General features: G+C 56.4%; 15 protein-coding genes. 7 read left to right on the forward strand and 8 right to left on the reverse strand.

Translation table 11 applies throughout. From position 1 onward, the window contains the following. Positions 1-71 precede the first annotated feature (71 nt). From WFK85_RS02810 to WFK85_RS02820, 3 genes are all read left to right on the forward strand, one after another. Positions 72-1,004, forward strand: coding sequence for an extracellular solute-binding protein (locus tag WFK85_RS02810; RefSeq protein WP_336706739.1), 933 nt, complete (start codon positions 72-74; stop codon positions 1,002-1,004). Next, positions 1,001-1,759: a molybdate ABC transporter permease subunit gene (locus WFK85_RS02815; RefSeq protein WP_336706741.1), complete on the forward strand. Its 759-nt coding sequence runs from the start codon at positions 1,001-1,003 to the stop codon at positions 1,757-1,759. Before WFK85_RS02810 ends, WFK85_RS02815 begins: the two co-directional genes overlap by 4 nt. 104 nt (positions 1,760-1,863) lie before the next feature. Beyond that, positions 1,864-2,334, forward strand: coding sequence for a 2TM domain-containing protein (locus tag WFK85_RS02820; protein ID WP_008460336.1), 471 nt, complete (start codon positions 1,864-1,866; stop codon positions 2,332-2,334). Here WFK85_RS02820 and WFK85_RS02825 read toward each other — a convergent pair whose 3' ends face one another. Continuing rightward, positions 2,335-3,894 (reverse strand): EAL domain-containing protein, encoded by a 1,560-nt coding sequence (locus tag WFK85_RS02825; protein WP_336706743.1) that lies wholly within the window; start codon positions 3,892-3,894, stop codon positions 2,335-2,337. Positions 3,895-4,001: 107 nt separating this feature from the next. Here WFK85_RS02825 and WFK85_RS02830 point away from each other — a divergent pair, with 107 nt between their 5' ends. Continuing rightward, complete coding sequence (locus tag WFK85_RS02830) at positions 4,002-4,715, forward strand: GntR family transcriptional regulator (protein ID WP_336706745.1); 714 nt, start codon at positions 4,002-4,004, stop codon at positions 4,713-4,715. Here WFK85_RS02830 and WFK85_RS02835 read toward each other — a convergent pair. After that, positions 4,712-5,911, reverse strand: a complete 1,200-nt coding sequence (locus WFK85_RS02835) for an enolase C-terminal domain-like protein (RefSeq protein ID WP_008460333.1) — start codon at positions 5,909-5,911, stop codon at positions 4,712-4,714. The genes WFK85_RS02830 and WFK85_RS02835 overlap by 4 nt on opposite strands. Positions 5,912-6,190: 279 nt before the next feature. Here WFK85_RS02835 and WFK85_RS02840 point away from each other — a divergent pair, with 279 nt between their 5' ends. Both WFK85_RS02840 and WFK85_RS02845 read left to right on the forward strand, forming a co-directional pair. Beyond that, complete coding sequence (locus WFK85_RS02840) at positions 6,191-7,591, forward strand: PTS transporter subunit EIIC (protein ID WP_166990579.1); 1,401 nt, start codon at positions 6,191-6,193, stop codon at positions 7,589-7,591. A gap of 43 nt (positions 7,592-7,634) precedes the next feature. Further along, entirely contained in the window at positions 7,635-8,630 is a 996-nt protein-coding gene (locus tag WFK85_RS02845) for a LacI family DNA-binding transcriptional regulator (protein ID WP_336706747.1), read from the forward strand. Here the strand turns inward: WFK85_RS02845 and WFK85_RS02850 are convergent. The 6 genes from WFK85_RS02850 to WFK85_RS02875 form a co-directional block, all read right to left on the reverse strand. Further along, entirely contained in the window at positions 8,625-10,067 is a 1,443-nt protein-coding gene (locus WFK85_RS02850; protein ID WP_336706749.1) for a glycoside hydrolase family 32 protein, read from the reverse strand. The genes WFK85_RS02845 and WFK85_RS02850 overlap by 6 nt on opposite strands. Positions 10,068-10,071: 4 nt before the next feature. Beyond that, entirely contained in the window at positions 10,072-11,322 is a 1,251-nt protein-coding gene (locus WFK85_RS02855; RefSeq protein WP_166990588.1) for an oligosaccharide MFS transporter, read from the reverse strand. A gap of 202 nt (positions 11,323-11,524) precedes the next feature. Then, entirely contained in the window at positions 11,525-12,184 is a 660-nt protein-coding gene (locus WFK85_RS02860) for a methionine ABC transporter permease (RefSeq protein WP_166864839.1), read from the reverse strand. Continuing rightward, entirely contained in the window at positions 12,181-12,972 is a 792-nt protein-coding gene (locus WFK85_RS02865) for a methionine ABC transporter ATP-binding protein (RefSeq protein WP_008460326.1), read from the reverse strand. Before WFK85_RS02865 ends, WFK85_RS02860 begins: the two co-directional genes overlap by 4 nt. Beyond that, entirely contained in the window at positions 12,969-13,775 is an 807-nt protein-coding gene (locus WFK85_RS02870) for a MetQ/NlpA family ABC transporter substrate-binding protein (protein ID WP_336707001.1), read from the reverse strand. Before WFK85_RS02870 ends, WFK85_RS02865 begins: the two co-directional genes overlap by 4 nt. Before the next feature lie 29 nt (positions 13,776-13,804). After that, positions 13,805-14,842, reverse strand: coding sequence for an isopenicillin N synthase family dioxygenase (locus tag WFK85_RS02875; protein ID WP_166871826.1), 1,038 nt, complete (start codon positions 14,840-14,842; stop codon positions 13,805-13,807). Between the two features lie 379 nt (positions 14,843-15,221). Here WFK85_RS02875 and WFK85_RS02880 point away from each other — a divergent pair, with 379 nt between their 5' ends. Continuing rightward, positions 15,222-17,126, forward strand: coding sequence for a methyl-accepting chemotaxis protein (locus WFK85_RS02880; protein WP_336706751.1), 1,905 nt, complete (start codon positions 15,222-15,224; stop codon positions 17,124-17,126). Positions 17,127-17,209: the final 83 nt, after the last annotated feature.

Here is a 17,209-nt window from a genome sequence, read left to right on the forward strand (position 1 = left end):
TACAAACTAGTTGTTTAGCAGTGAAGCGGCGCGGATAATCGCTGTGTATTTTTATATATAACGAGGATGCTATGGCTTTGACTTCAGCACGCAGCACGGGCGCCCTGGCGCTTTGCTCACTTCTTTTCAGCGCTTCGGCGCTGGCTTCTGCCGATATTCGCGTCACCTATGCAGGTTCGATGGGCAAGGTCATGGACCAGTCCCTCGGTCCGGCCTTCGCGAAAGAAAACCACGGTGATTACCAGGGGCAGGGGCAAGGCGCTTACGGAATGGCGCGGCTGCTCGCCAGCAAGAAAATTACCGCCGATGTGTTTGTCTCCATCACCCCTGGCCCTATGCAAATCCTGAAAGATGCCGGGCTGATTGACGATGCCGTGCCGGTGGCCAGCACCAGCATGGTTATCGCCTATAGCCCGAAAGGAAAATACGCGCCGCAGTTTGCCGCCGCGAACGGAAAAGACGCCAGCTGGCTGAAAGTGCTGGCGACGCCGGGGCTGAAGTTTGGCCGTACCGATCCGTATAACGATCCTAAAGGGCAGAATATTGTCTTTACGCTGCTGCTGGCGGAAAAATATTACCAGCAGCCGGGCGTGGCGAAGCAGGTGATGGGGGAAGTACAAAACCCTGCCCAGGTCAGCCTGGAAGGCGGCCTGCTGACGCGGCTGGAGAGCGGGCAGGTTGACGCTGCCGCCGGGTACGAAAGCGAAGTGATTTCCGCCAAACTGCCGTACATCGCGCTGCCGGATGAGATCAACCTCAGCAACCCTGATGAAGCCAAACAGTGGTACGACACCGTGAGCTTCACCATCAAGGACAGCGCCGGGAAAGATCAGGTGCTGCATACCCAGCCGCTGGTCTATTACGCTGCCGTGCTGAAAAACGCCCCGAACGGCGTGCCGCAGGGGCAGAAGTTTATCGACTTTATGCGTAGCGCCGAAGGCCAGAAGCTGTTTAAAGCGAATGGCTATGCGGCACCTAAAGGCCAGGCGATTTACGCGCAATGATGCGTAGCCCGGCAATGTGGCTGTCGCTCCCGGCACTGCTTCTGCTGGCGATTCCGTTTGCGACTCTGCTGGGCGTCACGCCGTGGCACGGGTTTCATTTGGCCTGGGGAGACGGTAGCGCGATTGCCGTTTCCCTTGGGCTGGGCGGCCTGGCGCTGATGATTGTTGTCGCGCTGGGGCTGCCGGTGGCATGGTGGCTGGCCTGGGCCAAAGGCCGGCGTCGACTGCTGGTTGAGGTACTGGTGTTGCTTCCCCTGCTTACGCCGCCGCTGGCGATGGGGATTTTGCTGATTTCCGCCTGGGGGCCGTATAGCCTGGCGGGGGAGTGGCTGTCCCGCTTCGGGCTGACGCTGGTGAATAACCCCGGGGCTTTCGTGCTGGCTCAGGTTTACGGCGCGCTGCCTTACTTTATTACCGCCGCCCGTTCCGCGTTTGCCGCGGTGCCGAAAGAGATCCTTGAAGCCGGGCGCACGCTCGGGGCCTCGCCCTGGCAGCGCTTCCTGCGCCTTGCTTTGCCGATATCCGCGCCGGGACTTGCGTCGGCGCTTGCCGTGGCCTGGGTTCGGGCCATCGGTGAATTTGGCATCGTGATGATTTTTGCCTATTTCCCTCAGGGGATCCCCGTCAAGCTGTATACCAATCTGCAAAACGACGGCGTGGATGCGGTTTATACTTTAGTATGGCTGCTGCTGCTGTTCACTTTGCCTCTGCCGATTATCTGCTTTGCTTTTGCCCGGCGAAAAGCGGCGCATTAGGGCTGTCAGGTTGCTGTCGGGTTGATGTCGTGTCGCTGTCGTGTTGAAGTGGCGCGGGCTGAGCCATAGTCAGGGCGGGTTAAATCATTTGAGGATCTCCAGCCATGAGTAACAACATTAAAGCGTTGCGTTTGTCCCGCGCCTGGTCCCAGGAGCAGCTGGCCGAACTCTCTTCCCTGAGCGTCAGAACTATTCAGCGTATTGAAAATGGCGGCCAGGCAAGCCTGGAAACCATGAGCGCGATTGCGGCGGCGTTCGATCTCAAGGTGACGGATTTATACGACGACAATGAGCCGGACGGTGAACCTGAGGATGCGCTCAATACGCGCATTCTTGAAGCTAAGCGCCGCGTGGCTCGCGAGTATCGCTTCTACCGTTCCGTGCTGGTGTGGGCGATTGTGTGTACCGGCCTGGCCGTTATTAACTGGCTGACTTCGCCGGGCCACTATTGGTTCCAGTGGGCAACGCTGATTTGGGGCGCGCTGCTGGTGATGGGCGGCCTGCGCCTGTTCCTGCTGAAGGGCTGGCTGGAGAAACGCCAGCAGCAGCGCCTCCAGCAGCTGTTGCGGAAGTGATCAGTTCACAATGCGGTTGCGGGCAATCCAGTCGATAAAAGCCTGTTTCGGCAGGGCTTTGCTGTAAAGCCAGCCCTGCCCCCAGGCGACGCCGTGTTCCCGCAGCCACGCCGCCTGCGCCGCCGTTTCAATCCCTTCGGCGAGCGTTGCCAGATGAAGCGTTTTCGCCATTTCAATGATGTACGGCGTGACGTTTTTGTACTCCAGCGCGTCAACGAACGATTTGTCTATTTTCAGGATATCAACGTCGAGATCCTGCAGGTAGCTGAGGCTGGAATAGCCGGTGCCAAAGTCATCCAGATAGATAGGATGACCCGCTTCGCGGTATTTCGCCACAATCGGGGCGCTCACCTTAGGGTTGGCAAAGCCTCGCTCGGTAATCTCCAGCGCTATTTGTTCCGCTTTGACCTGATACTTCAGCAGCAGCGGCCTGATGGCCAGCAGCACCCTGTCGTTAAGCACGTCGCTCGGGGAGAGATTGATTGAAATATGGTGCCGAGGGTGGGCGTGCAGCCAGTCACCGAGATCGGCGAAAGTCTTTTTAATCACCAGCTCGGTGATCTGCGAAATAAGCCCGGTCTGCTCGGCAATGGGAATGAAGATGTCCGGGCTGATGAAACTCCCGTCCGGTAAGCGCCAGCGAAGCAGCGCTTCTGCACCTACGCCTTCACCGGTTTTTAAATCAACGATGGGCTGATATTCGAGGCTAAATTCCCGGCCTCTGATGGCGTCCTGAATACGCGCCTGCGGGGATTCAAGACGGCGCAGCAGGCGAGTGATGAACCAGCCTGCGCTAAGGCTAACGAGAATACCTATTGGCAGCCAGATGACCAGTTGCTTATACCAGGCCGTTTGCAGCGGGGCACTGGACGCCCAGGTTATCAGGGCCAACCCGGACGCCGGAGAGCGGAGAATGACATAGTCGTTTTTCCCGTCGGAGTAAGTTGTCACGCCCTTTGCTACCTGGCTTTCCCAGCTGTTGTTGGGCAACCCGGCGTTACTGGCAATCAGTCGATTACGCGCCAGGCCAACCAGGGCAACGTTGACCGGCGTATTGCCAAGAGGAATGACGTCAATGAAGGCCTGCGGATCGATAACCACCACATGATCCTGGTTACCGATGTATATCATTGGGCGCTGAAAACCCAGATCGGTGACGTCGGTGTACCAGGCGAAGAAGCCCCGTGTGCTTTGCGTATCGGGTGGGCCAAGCTTAATGCCATGGTGTGCTGCTTCAAGGGAAGAGCATACGGCCCGGTCGCCGACGAGATAGACGACTTCCTGGATGTAGAGATAATCAAAAGCGACGCGGCGCATGGCATCCAGATGGCTGGCAGAGCAGTGCTGGCCGCGAAAAGCGTTGATTTGCCTGAGCGCCATGTTGGCCTGGCTAATAACTTTGTCGCTGCGGACCATCCCACGATCGGCGTAATTTTCAAGCTCGTTATGGAAGTTTTTCTCGGCTTTGTTATGGGCCAGATAAATGCTAAGCAAGATGGGCAGCAGCACTGCCACGATCAGTACGCCATTGACGAGGGTGACCCTTTTTTGGCTTGTCATAAGTGGGTTCCGGCGTAAGGGGGTAAATGTCAGGGATAATTTACCTGCCAGCATAGTTCACCGGGCACAGGAATGTTATGTTTCAGCGCAAAGGTTAGGAGCCCGCGATGAAAAAGAAAGACTTTGTGACCCAGGATTTACTGAGCAAAATTTATCAGCACAGCGAATCTGGCCCGCGCAAATTGCCGCCTGAGCGGCAGCTGGCCGAAGAATATGGGGTTTCACGCTTTACCATTCGACAGGCGCTGGAAAAACTGGTCAGCATTGGCGTGGTTTCCATTATTCAAGGGTCCGGGATCTGGATTAACGAGCAGGCCCGCAGCAGTCCGCTGGTGTATAACTCGATTACCGAAAAGTCTTTCGACCGCATTACGTTTCGGCTGATTAGCCTGCATAAAAAGCTGCCCGACCGCGACGAACAGCAGGTTTTTGGCCTTGGCGCCGGGGAGTTTATCTGGCAGTTTTGCCGCCTGCGCCTGGTGGATGGCCAGAAAGTACAGATTGAAACGTCGCGCCTGCCGGCTAAAGATTTCCCCGACCTCAACCAGAAGGCGATAGAAAGCTCTTTGCAGCAATATGTCCTGAGCAAGGGGTTTCGTATTTCGCATTTACTGACCCGCTACCAGGCCGTTGCGGTCAATAAAGAACAGGCCCAGCTGCTCGAATGCAAGAAGGGCCAGCCCGCGATGCAAATCAGTAATCGCGGCATTCTGGAAGGGGGACGGGTGTTTGAGATCAGTGATATCGTCGATATCAACTATTCCTGCACCTACGTTATCCCCTTCAACCACGCTAATCTCGCCCGCCGTAAAACGTCTTAAGGCGTGTGGATCGCGCCGTTGGGCAGGCGGCTTTGCGTCCATTCGTGCGGGCGATATTCCACCGGGAAGCGTTCAGCCTGCTGCTGGTCAAACCCCACGCCAATGCCCGATTTTTCCAGCGGATACATATAGCCTTTTTCCGCAGCCGGGGAGCCGGGGAAGACGGCGGCGGTGTTCTCTTTGACGGGAATAAACTCCTGAATCGCCGCGTTATGCAGGTGAATGTTCAGGTGCGTATTCACCGCAACCGCAATCGGCGTCATGTCCGGTGGCCCGTGCCAGGCGAGGCGCACGCCAAAGGCCTGGCAGAGCACCGCCAGTTTTAGCGCCGGGGTGATCCCGCCGATCTGCGAAACGTGGCAGCGAATAAAATCGATGCGGCGGTTCACGATCAGGTCATGCCATTCCGCCGGGTTGTTGAACAGTTCGCCCATCGCCAGCGGCACGGAGGAGTGCTGGCGCACCTGTTCCAGCCACGCGCTTTGCTGCGGCGGCAGAATATCTTCGATAAACCACGGCTGGTAAGGCTCCAGCGCTTTCGCCAGTTGAATGGCCTGCTGGGGAAATAACCGCTCGTGAACGTCGTGCAGGATATGGAAGCGGTGGCCGTATTTCTCACGCAATGCGCGGAACATTTCCACCGTGTTAGCCATGTATTCGTCCTGGTCGTAATACGCGCCGGGCGTGGGATCTTTGGTCTGGTGCATACTCTGAGGCGTGCCGCCATAGAACCCCAGCTGGCAGCGGATGTAGCGGTATCCTTGTGCCAGTAGCTTATCCACTTCCTGATAAAGCCCTGCAAGCGTTTCACTGGCGGCGTGGCTGTAAACGGCGATGGCATCCTTCGATTTGCCGCCCAAAAGCTGGTAAAGCGGCATATTCGCCAGCTGGCCTTTGATGTCCCACAGCGCCATATCCACGCCGGCGATGGCGTTGTTCATGACAGGGCCGTTTCGCCAGTAGGCGTTGACGGTCATCATCTGCCACAGGTCTTCAATGTGGTTGGCGTCGCGGCCAATTAACAGCGGCTTGAGGTATTCATCGACCAGGGTTTTTACCGCCAGCGGCCGCTGCTGGAAGGTGGCGCAGCCGAGGCCGGTGACGCCTTTGTGAGTGGTGACGCGGACCGTGACCAGGTTGTGCCGGTCCGGTTTAGTAATAAAACATTCAATATTTTCGATAATTGTGGGTAGCACGAGAAAGCTCCACCGTCAGGCTGAGATAAACACAGTGAATTAAGTTCTGCTATTACTATCACCCTATTTTTCTCCTCGGGTAAACGCTTTTTTGACTCTTTTTTATTGGTCAGTTATTTCACTTTTAAAGGCCATAAAACCGTACCAATTGCTGTTGTTATTCTTTTTTTTTGGCTATTTGTGACGATTGTCATGTTTCATTGGTTTGTTTTTGATTTTTCTATTCTCTACCATCGGCGCAGCAACACATAACAATAAACCAACACCGGGGAGTTATTCATGGGGAGTCGTGACGTCATTGCTTCTATTATTCGTCTGGTCGGCGGGACGGATAATATTAATAAAGTCTGGCACTGCATGACGCGTCTGCGTTTCGATTTAATTGATGATAATAAAGTGAACCAGGCGGAGATCAAAAAGCTGCCCGGCGTGCTGGGCGCGCAGACACAAAGCGATCAGTTTCAGATAATCATCGGCCCGCAGGTGAACAGCTGGTATGAGCAACTGACTGCGCTGCTTGGCGGCGCAAAAGAGGCACCTGCCGCTTCTACTGGCAAGAAAGAGCGTAAGAGTCTGGTGTCGCTGTTTATGGACACGGTTTCCGGCGTTTTTGGCCCGATTGTCCCGGCAATAGCCGGGGCGGGGATGATCAAAGGCCTGCTGGCCGGGCTGGTGGCGCTCAAGCTGATTTCGGCCAAAAGCGATACGGTGATCGTTATCGATCTCATCGCCAGCGGCGTGTTTTATTTCCTGCCGTTTTTCCTCGCGATCTCCGCGGCAAGAATGTTTAAAACTAACGAATACCTCGCGGCGGCGGTGGCGGCCTGCTTCATGTATCCGTCGCTGATTGAGGCGGCGAAAGCGCTGGCCGCGCATCAGGCGGGCGCGGTGGATGCTTTCTATTTTCTGAATGCGATCCCGGTTTCGGTGTTTAACTACGCCTCCAGCGTGATCCCGGTTATTTTCTCGGTGCTGGCGCTGAGCTACATCCACCGCTGGGTGGACAGCATTATGCCTGACGTGCTGAAAACGGTGTTCACCCCGACACTGACGTTATTCATCTCCGCGCTGGTGGCGCTGGTGGTGATCGGCCCGCTGGGGATTTATCTGGGGAAAGGGCTGGCCTGGTTTATTGAAGGGCTGTTCGGGATTTCCGCGAGCTTCGCCGGGCTGGTGGTGGGCGCAATTCGCCCGATAGCGATTCTGACCGGAATGCACCACGCCATGACGCCGATTGCACTGCAGAACTTTACCGATCGCGGCTATGACATGCTGATGCCGATGATGTTTATGGCCAACATGGCTATCGCCGGGGCGACGTTTGCCATCTGGCGGCAGAGCAAGTCGAAGGCGGATCGTTCGGTGGTGCTCTCTGCCGGGATCTCCGCGCTGCTGGGGATTACCGAACCGGCGCTGTTTGGCGTGTTAACCCGCTACAAGAAAGCGTTTATTGCCGCCACGGTTGCCAGTTCGATTGCGTCGGCCTTCATCGCGTTCTTCGGCGTGCGGCTGTACGGCTATATTCTGTCGAGCATTTTTAGTCTGCCCGCTTATATTGGGCCGTACTTTATCTTTGCCCTGCTGGGCGTGGCGCTGGCGCTGGGACTTTCTTTCGCGCTGACCACCGTGCTGGTGCGTGAGAAAGAGACAAACGCATTCTCGTCGAGAAAAAGCGTGTAAAAACCGCTACTATCGGTTTTTCTCTCGTGCTGAATGATTGGATATGGCTTCTCTGAAAGATGTTGCAACCCTGGCGGGCGTGTCGCTGATGACCGTTTCCAGGGTCATTAATCAGGCTGAACACGTTAGCCCGGCGACCCGGGAGCGGGTACAGCGGGCCATTGATGAGCTGAATTATGTGCCGGACTATTCCGCCAGGAAGATTCGAAGCAAAGGCGTTAAAGCATCGACAATCGGTATTCTGGCGCTGGACACCGCCACCACGCCCTATTCTGTAGAAATACTGTTGGCCATTGAGCAGACTGCACGTGAGCGAGGCTGGAACAGTTTTCTCATTAATATTCTTTCTGCTAACGACGCCGAGCGGGCAGTGAATCAACTCCTGGCCCAGCGGCCGGACGGCATCATTTTTACCTCGATGGGGCTGCGGCACGTTGAGCTCCCTGCGGTACTAAAAAACCACCGGGTGGTGCTGGCCAACTGTATTAGTGATGATGCTGATTTACCGAGTTACATTCCGGATGATTTTAACGGGCAGTACCAGGCCACTCGCCATCTGATTGAGCGGGGATACCGCCGTCCGCTTTGCCTGTGGCTGCCCGAAGAAGCGCTTGCCAGCCGTTCTCGTCAGGATGGATTCGAGCAGGCCTGGCGCGAAGCCGGGCTCGACGTTGAGACTGTGATGCAGTATCACATGCAGTGGGGCGATAGCCATTATCCTGAATTGGCTGGGCTTGTTCTGGCACATTGCCAGCAGGGAAAAGCGGATTTCGATGTGCTGGTGTGCGGTAATGACCGCATCGCTTTTGTGGCCTGGCAGACGCTGTTGGCGCAGGGCGTGGCAATTCCTGAGCAGGTGGCTGTGCTTGGATTCGATAATCAGATAGGGATCGGTGATTTGTTCCTTCCGCCGCTGACGACGGTTCAGTTGCCGCATGACGCGATTGGTCGCCAGGCGGCATTGCATTTAATTGACGGGTTGACCCGCCGCGGCATCCAGCGGCTGCCTTGCCCGCTGGTCAAGCGCGTTTCGCTATAGCGCGTTCAATTGCCACAGCGTGCCGCCCCGGCATAAGGCTTTCCCGTGGCTGGCAAACAGTTCCAGTTGACGTTCCCCTTGCTGCGGGTAGAGGCGGCTGCTGAGACAATATTCGCCCTGGTTAACAAAGACTTCGATGGAAGAGCGATCGATAAAAATCCGCAGATGCAGGTCGCCTTTTTCCGATAACGGCACGCTGCGATTGCCGTCCAATTGCGCGTCCTGATAGCCGCGTGACAGCACCAGACGCTGCGTCAACGCATCGACAAACAGCTCACAACCCTGTCCAAGGCGAATACCGTAGCGTTCAGCCGTGCTTTGCCCGGCTTCCCAGGCTATCTCTAACTCCACGGCTTCTGCATTCGGGTGCAGCATCAGCTCTTGCGTGTCCAGCACGCAGGGCAGCACTAATTGCTCCCCGGTGCGGAGCGTTGCCAGTTCGTGAACCGGATTTTGGTAGAGTTTGCCGTTTGGCATCACGCACAGCTCGCGCGGCACGGTAAGGCAACCCGCCCAGCCTTCGCGTTTAGAAGGCATGGGAGATTCCCACATGTCCATCCATCCCAGGACGATGCGGCGGCCATCTTCGGCGACAAAGGACTGCGGGGCATAAAAATCGTGGCCGTGATCCATCTCTTCAAACGGCTGATAAACGGTGAAGCCTTTCCCCGGTTGCCATCGCCCACGTAAATAGCCGCTCTGGAACAGGTTCTGATAAGCCAGGCCTTTAGCCTTGATGCCCTGCGGGGAAAACATCAGGATCTGGCTGTTTCCGAGCGGAAAGAAATCCGGGCATTCCCACATATAACCCATATCCGCGTTGGCTTCTGCGAGAATGCGATCTAACTGCCAGTCACGAAGTGAATTGCCTCGATAAAGTAATACTTTGCCTCGATCGTGCTCGTCCCGGGCACCAATGACCATCCACCAGGTGCCCTCCTGTTGCCATACCTTCGGATCGCGGAAATGCATGATGCCGGGCGGTGGGGTGAGAATGACGCCTTGTTTCTTAAAGTGAACCCCGTCTTCGCTGGTGGCGAGGCATTGCACCTGGCGTATAGCGCTGTCATTGCCCGCACCTTCCAGCCAGATATGCCCGGTGTAAATCAGCGAGAGCACGCCGTTATCGTCCACCGCGCTGCCGGAGAAGCAGCCATCGCGATCCCATTCGTCCCCCGGCGCCAGCGCAATGGGCTGATGTTCCCAGCGAACCATATCCCGGCTGGTGGCATGCCCCCAATGCATTGGCCCCCAGTTTTGATCGAACGGGTGGTGCTGATAGAAGGCGTGGTAAAGCCCATTGTGATAAATCAGGCCGTTAGGATCGTTCATCCAGCCCGCGGGTGGGGCCAGATGATAGAGCGGATAAAAGGCGTTGCCGCGCGCTGTTTGCAGAGTTTCTAAGGCGGATTGCGCCTTGTTCAGTGGGGTATTCATAGCATTACCTGGTGGTCAGATTTAAAGAAGGATGTTCGTTCCCGGGGGTTGAGTCTTTGAGCAGAAAAGCGGATATCAGCGTGAGTGCCAGAACCAGTCCGGCCAGAATCATGTAGGTGTCCGCGAAGCCTAGCTGGTCGTAGCCGCGCCCCACCAGTGGAGAAAGTACGGTGGCACAGATTGACGTTATAAACTGGAAGCCCACCAGATACAGCGTGGCGGAGAGTCGCTGATCGAACTGCGTGGTGATGTACTTAAACATTGAAATAAGCAGGATAGGAAGCTCAACGGCGTGCAATAGCTTCATGCAGGAGATGGTCAGCGGATCGCTTGCCATCCCGGAGCCAAAAATACGCATCGCCATGATCAGGCCGCTGAGCAGCAACCCGCGTTTGGCCCCGATGCGGTTAACCAGCATTGGGGCGAGAAACATTCCGCCCGCTTCCAGAAAGACCTGGAAAGAGTTGAGAAAACCAAACATTTCGTTGCCGCGCTGTACGTCGTTGAACAGCGAGGCGAAATAAACCGGGAACTGCTGATCGTATACGTTGTAGACGCTGACGCCGCAAACGAAAAGGACCAGCGCCCAGAAGCGAGAGAGCTTCAGCAGCCCGAAGGCATCGGTCAGCGTCAGGGCGCTGGCTTTGCCGTATTCCAGTTCGCTGAGGGCGTTAGGTTGCATATCGCGCATGCGCCACAGCAACAGCAGAAACAGGCAGGCAGAGGCGCTACCCATCCAAAAATTCAGCTGCGGATCGAGATTAAAGAGCAGCCCGGCAAAAAATGTAGCGCCAGCCCAGCCTAAAGAGCCCCACATGCGTGACTTGCCGTATTCAAAGCCAACGATGCGGCTGACGCGCTCGGTATAGGACTCCAGCGCACCAATCCCGGCGAAGAAGGTTGCCCCGACATAAAGCCCGACGCTGATAGCACCTGCGACAATATTTATCTGGAGCAAGGGCGTGCAGACGAAGATAAACCAGGGTCCGCTTATCAGAAGCAGGACGCCTATCACCCACAGCAGCGATTTACGAAGCCCCAGTTTGTCCTGAACAAAGCCGTACAGCGGCTGGGCACACAGGGCGGTAAAGGCGATGATGGAGAAGATCAGCCCGGTTTCCGCTCCTTTCAGGCCGATTTTCTGGTTCAGCCAGAGGGCGATCAGTGAAAACGCCGATGACCAGGTCCAGAAAAAGGTAAACAGCAGCCCGCTCAGGATCAGATAGTGGTGTTTATTGCGTTTGGTCAGTGCCATGTGTGCAGTCTCTGAATGCTTGAATGACTGTATTGTTAACGTTAACTTTTGAGTGGGAGAAGAGCGTAAGCTTCATAAATGTGATGTTAATCGCAATAGTTAACGTTAACAATGTGATTTTGTGATCCAGATTGGATCATCAGCGAAAGCGGGAAATTAGAGGGAGGCCCGATGCAGAGCATCGGGCGTTCATCAGGGCGGATCAGCGGCGATGGGCCAGGCGGCGAACTAAATGGTCGCCGAGGCTTTGCACCAGATGCACCATTACAATCAGGATGATGACGGTTCCGACCATGACCTGGTTGTTAAAGCGCTGGTAGCCGTAGCGAATCGCCAGGTCGCCCAGACCGCCGCCGCCGATAACACCGGCCATTGAAGAGAAGCCGATCAGCATCACTATTGTCAGCGTGATGCCCGCCAGAATGGCAGGGAGCGCCTCGGGCAGCAGCACTTTACTCACCACATGCCAGGCGTTGCCGCCCATCGACAGAATGGCTTCAATCCGGCCTTTGTCTACCTCATCCAGCGCGCTTTCGACCACGCGGGCGAAGAAGGGGAAGGCGCCGATGGTGATGGGCACCACAGCGGCAGTGCTGCCGAGCGTGGTGCCGACGATAATGCGGGTCAGCGGGATCAGCGCGATAAGCAGGACAATAAACGGCAACGAGCGCCCCACGTTAATGATGCTGCCGAGTACCTGATTCAGGCGGGGCGCAGGCAATACTGCATCCCGGCGAGTCAGGAACAGCAGGACGCCGAGCGGCAGCCCAATCAGTACGGTAAACAGCCCGGCCAGGCCCACCATGTAAAGCGTGTCGAGGGTGCCGTCCAGCAGGAGCGGCCAAAGATCTTCCCAACTCATGCTACTTCGCATAAGACTCTCCCTTCCACGCCGTGGCGGCGTAAGAACTCGCGTTCGGCCTCTGCGTCGTGCAGCAGCGAGGTGCGTAACCTGGAGAACGGGTCGACTAATCGTTCAGACAGCGGGCCGCTTTCGATTAATTGGCCGTGCTCCAGCAGCGCCGCGTGATCGCAGATGGCTTTGACGACTTCCAGTTGATGGGTGATCAGTACGATCGTCAGCCCAAGCTGGCGGTTGATGTCCGCCAGCAGGGCCAGAATTGACGCGGTCGTGTCAGGATCCAGCGCGCTGGTGGCCTCATCGCAGAGCAGGATTTCCGGGTGGGCGGCCAGCGCCCGGGCAATGCCAACGCGCTGTTTTTGCCCACCGGAAAGCTGGGACGGAAAGGCTTTGGCTTTGTCGCTCAGGCCCACAAGATTCAGCAGCTCGGCAACGCGCTTTTGGCGCGCCTCACGCGGTGTGCCGGAGATTTCCAGCGGCACGGCAACGTTGTCCTCCACGCTGCGGGCGTGAATCAGGTTGAAATGCTGGAACACCATGCCGGTGCGCTGGCGGTGTTGGCGCAGCTCGCGCTGGTTAAAAGTGGTGATGTCCCGGTCATTCATGATAATGCGGCCCGAGGTGGGCCGCTCCAGCAGGTTGAGACAGCGAATAAGCGTACTTTTCCCGGCGCCGCTGCGGCCCAGAATGCCGTAAATAGCGCCATCCGGGACCACAAGGTTAATGTCATCCAGCGCCGGTCGGCCTTCTCCGGCGTACACTTTGCTCAGCCGCTCAAGGGCGATCATGACTTAGTCTCTACCGGGATCACCGAGCCGTTGTACTGCTTGCGAATGAACTCGGCCACCTGAGGGGATTCAAGGTCTTTCGCCAGCTGTTTGATGCGCGGGTCGTTTTCCAGATTCGGGTTGGTGACCAGAATGTTGGCGTAAGGGTTATGGGTGGCGCTTTCCAGGCCAAGGGAGTCTTTGGCCGGGCTGAGTCCAGCTTCCAGCGCATAGTTGCCGTTGATCACGCCCAGGCCTACGTCATCCAGCGAACGGGGAATCTGCGGGGATTCAACTTCCAGGATTTTCAGCTTCTTCGGGTTGCTGGCAATGTCTTTGGGCGTTGCCTGGTTGGTGGCGGCGTCCTTAAATTCCGGTTTGAGGGTGATCAGGCCTTTGTCCTGGAGCAGGTAAAGGGCACGACTGAGGTTGGTGACGTTGTTCGGTACCGCGATGGTTGTGCCTTCCGGGATGGATTTCAGGTCTTTGTATTTGTGCGAGTAGATGCCCAGCGGTTCGATATGTACCGTGGCGGCAACGACAAATTTCTTGCCGAGCGCTTTCTCCTGGTCACGTAGATAAGGCACATGCTGGAAGTAGTTGGCATCGACGTCGCCGTTCGCCAGCAGTTCGTTGGCGTTAACGCCGTTGCTCAGTTCGACGACCTTCAGCTTGAGGTTAGGGTCGAGTTTTTGCACAAAGGCGAGGATTTCCGCATGCGGGACCGGATCTGCCGCGACGCGCAGCGCATCTGCGGCCTGTGCCGCGAAAGCCAGAGACAGTGACAGCGCAACGGCAGCCAATTTAAAAGCGGTCTTTTTCATCATTATTTTCCTTTTGTTTTAATGTGTTATTAAGCGATCAGTTCACTGCTGTTACGAAGGACATCCGGGTAATAACGCTCCGCCACGTCAGGGTGTGAGCGCAGGCGGCCTTTCAGATAGTTCCAGCCCACGTCGCGCAGCAGCGGGTTTTGCGGGTCGCTTTCTGGCCCCTGGGCTTCGCGGGCCAGCGATTCCGGGAGCTGATAAACCGGCACCACGGCGTTGAGCTGTGCGCCGAGGAAGAAGGCGATGGACAGGCGTTCTTCATCCTGAGGAGGAGAAACTACTCGGTGAACGGTAGCGCGCAGGTAGCCGTTGGTAGCCAGCTCCAGCAGTTCGCCAATATTGACCACAAAGCTGCCCGGCAGCGGCTGGGCATCGACCCAGTTGTCCGGCGAGACTTCGACCTGCAGGCCTTTTTTCTCGTCCTGCAGCAGGAAGCTCAGGAAGCCGGAGTCTTTATGAGCGCCCACGCCCTGGCTGCTCTGCGTGGCAGACTGCCCAGGATAGCGAATCAGTTTGATGTGTTCGTTGGGCAGGTTGCCGTAAAGGTCGTCAAAGGCATCGGCCGGCAGGCTAAGGGCTTCGGCAAAGGTGCGCAGCAGTTTTAACGCTACCGCGGTCATTTCGCTTTGCCACCGTAAAAGCGTGGGCTTGAGTTCTGGCCTGGCGGTCGGCCAGAGGTTTGGCCCCTGCAGGCGACGCCACGCCGGGGCATATTCATCCGGCGGCAATGCCTGGCGTTCTGCGCCGAGGTCAAACTGTTCGCGCCAGTCGGGCTGGCCGCGGGTAAGTTCGCTGGCGGCGCGGTTGTAGCCACGGAAATGCGGCGAATGGATCATTGCCACCTGCTGTTTTTCATCGTCGGGGAGGGCAAAGAAGCTGCGGGCTTCGTCCTGGACCGCCTGCTGCAGGTCAGGGCTGATACCGTGGTTGATCAGGTAGAAAAAGCCAATTTCTCGCGCGGCGTAGCGCAGCTGGCTGAGGAAGGCTGAACGGTCAGTTTCACTGCCGCTCAGCTGGGAAAGGTCAAGAATCGGCAGTGCCAGGCCTGGATTGGTGCTCATAGTTTACTCCGGTCAATAAAGTCTTAGAAAAGGCGGTCGGGTTGAGTTCGGCACAACAGCGGCACAGCATCATGGCAATGTCCTTCTGGATACGGTCGGGTAGCGTTAGCGCTTACCTTGCCGCAATCAAAAAACCTCGCCCAATATTGTTATCTTCTAAGGTATGACCCGGTGGGGTTCTAAGCATTTGCGGAAACGAGAAAAGTCTAATCATTGCAAAATATTTCAATGAATAGGGGTAACTTATGGATTTCACTGAGGCTTAATTACATTTAGAAATAGTTAACGAGCAGTTAAGTTATGGCGGCAGTTAAGTTTATGGGTTTTATGCCGAAGAGGTTGCTAAGCGTTTCGCTTTCTACCCCCAGGTGTCTTCATCATGCTAAAAACTACACAATCCCGATTTATTACCTCTTTATGTTTGTTTTTCATGTTGTTAATTGCGGTCACTTCGCTGGTGATTCACTTTTTTGTGACGCCGCAGCTGAAGCGCAACGAAACCCAGCTGATTCGCTTCGAAGTGGATAACGTGGCGGTCAATATTACCGAGCAGATGAACCGGGTACAGGCGCAGATGCGCAGCATTACCCAGTCCGTGGCTGCAATGCAAAGCGATGATATCAATAAGTTATTACCGACGCTGGTGGATCAGTACCTGGATGTGAACGTGTTTGGCGGCGGCATCTGGCCTCTGCCGGAAAAACGCGAGGCGGGGCGCAATAAGTTCAGCACTTTCTTTGCCCGCAACGGCAGCAATAAACTTGAAGAAAATACCTACTGGAACTCGGATGCCGCGCCTAACTACTATGAGCAGGTGTGGTACAAAGCCGGGCTGGCTTCTCCGGCAGGGCAATGTGCCTGGGCAAACGCCTACCAGGATGACGCCAGCCCGCAGCCGCGAACTAACTGCGCCATGGCGATTACCAAAGAGGGGCAGCCATGGGGCGTGGCAACCATCGACGTGACGCTGGGCTTCTTTAATCAGCTGGCCAAACAGATGAGCGAGGCGGTGAAAGGCCAGGTGCTGATCATCGAAGCCGACGGGAAAGTCGTCGGCAATGCGGATCAGATTGGCAAAACGGCGGGCTTAAAAAATCTTTCTGAGCTGAGCGGCTCGCTGCCAATGGCGAAAGCGGTTCAGGGAATGTTGCCCGGTTTCAATGCCAGCCAGAGCGGTGAGAATGAATACGATAACGACGGCACTTCGCACACCGTTATTTTACAGACGGTAAAAGGCAGCCCGTGGATTCTGGCGGTTGACCTGCCAACTGCGCTGCTGACCAAACAAACGGACGCGATTCTGCTGCGCCTTGGCATGGTGCAGATCCCGATGGCGATCGTTTTGCTCGGGATCCTGGTGCTGTTTGTTCGCAACATGATGCGCCGCCTGGGCGATCTTAACCACAACATCAGCCGCCTGTCTGCCGGTGGTGCTGACCTGACGCAGCGCCTTGAGCCCACCAGCAGCCCGGAATTTAACGCCATTATCGACAGTTTTAACGGCGTGATTAGTTACCTGCAAACCATGCTGCGGCAGGTTGGGGATAGCGCCAGGGCCATTTCTTCGGCCTCTCATCAGATTGCGACGGGCAACCAGGATCTGTCCGCCCGCACCGAAGATCAGGCCAGTTCGATTGAGCAAACGGCGGCCTCGATGGAGGAGCTGACCAGCACCGTTCGCCAGAATGCCGACAACGCCGCCCACGCCAACGAGCTGGCGCACGAAGCGTCCAGCGTGGCGGTGAAAGGGGGAGAAGTGGTGAAGCAGGTCGTCAGCACGATGAATGCTATTCAGACTTCTTCCGGCAAAGTGGTGGATATTATCAGCGTGATTGACAGCATCGCTTTCCAGACCAATATCCTGGCGCTCAACGCCGCTGTTGAGGCCGCCCGAGCCGGTGAGCAGGGCAGAGGTTTTGCGGTTGTGGCTTCTGAGGTTCGCAGCCTGGCTCAGCGCTCTGCGCAATCGGCACGGGAAATTAAAGCGCTGATCGAAAATTCGGTGAGCAATGTGAATCTGGGGACTGAGCTGGTTAATCAGGCTGGCAGCACCATGGAAGAGCTGACTCAGGGCGTGCGTAACGTGACGACGCTGATGGCCGAAATTATGTCTTCCAGCCGCGAGCAGAGCACCGGCATTGAGCAGGTGAATCTGGCGATTAATCAGCTGGATAGCACCACGCAGCAGAACGCCGCGCTGGTCCAGGAAGTCTCTTCCGCCTCGCATTCGATGGCGGAACAATCCACTCAGCTTGAGCGTGTAGTCGCCGGATTTAAACTCTAATCACAGCGGGCACCCAGGCGGTGCCCGTTTCTTTTTGGCCTACCTTCCCGTTGAAACCCCGCTTGCAATTTGCCCAATCATCT

Source organism: Cedecea sp. VD22 (assembly GCF_037150195.1).
GTDB lineage: Bacteria > Pseudomonadota > Gammaproteobacteria > Enterobacterales > Enterobacteriaceae > Cedecea.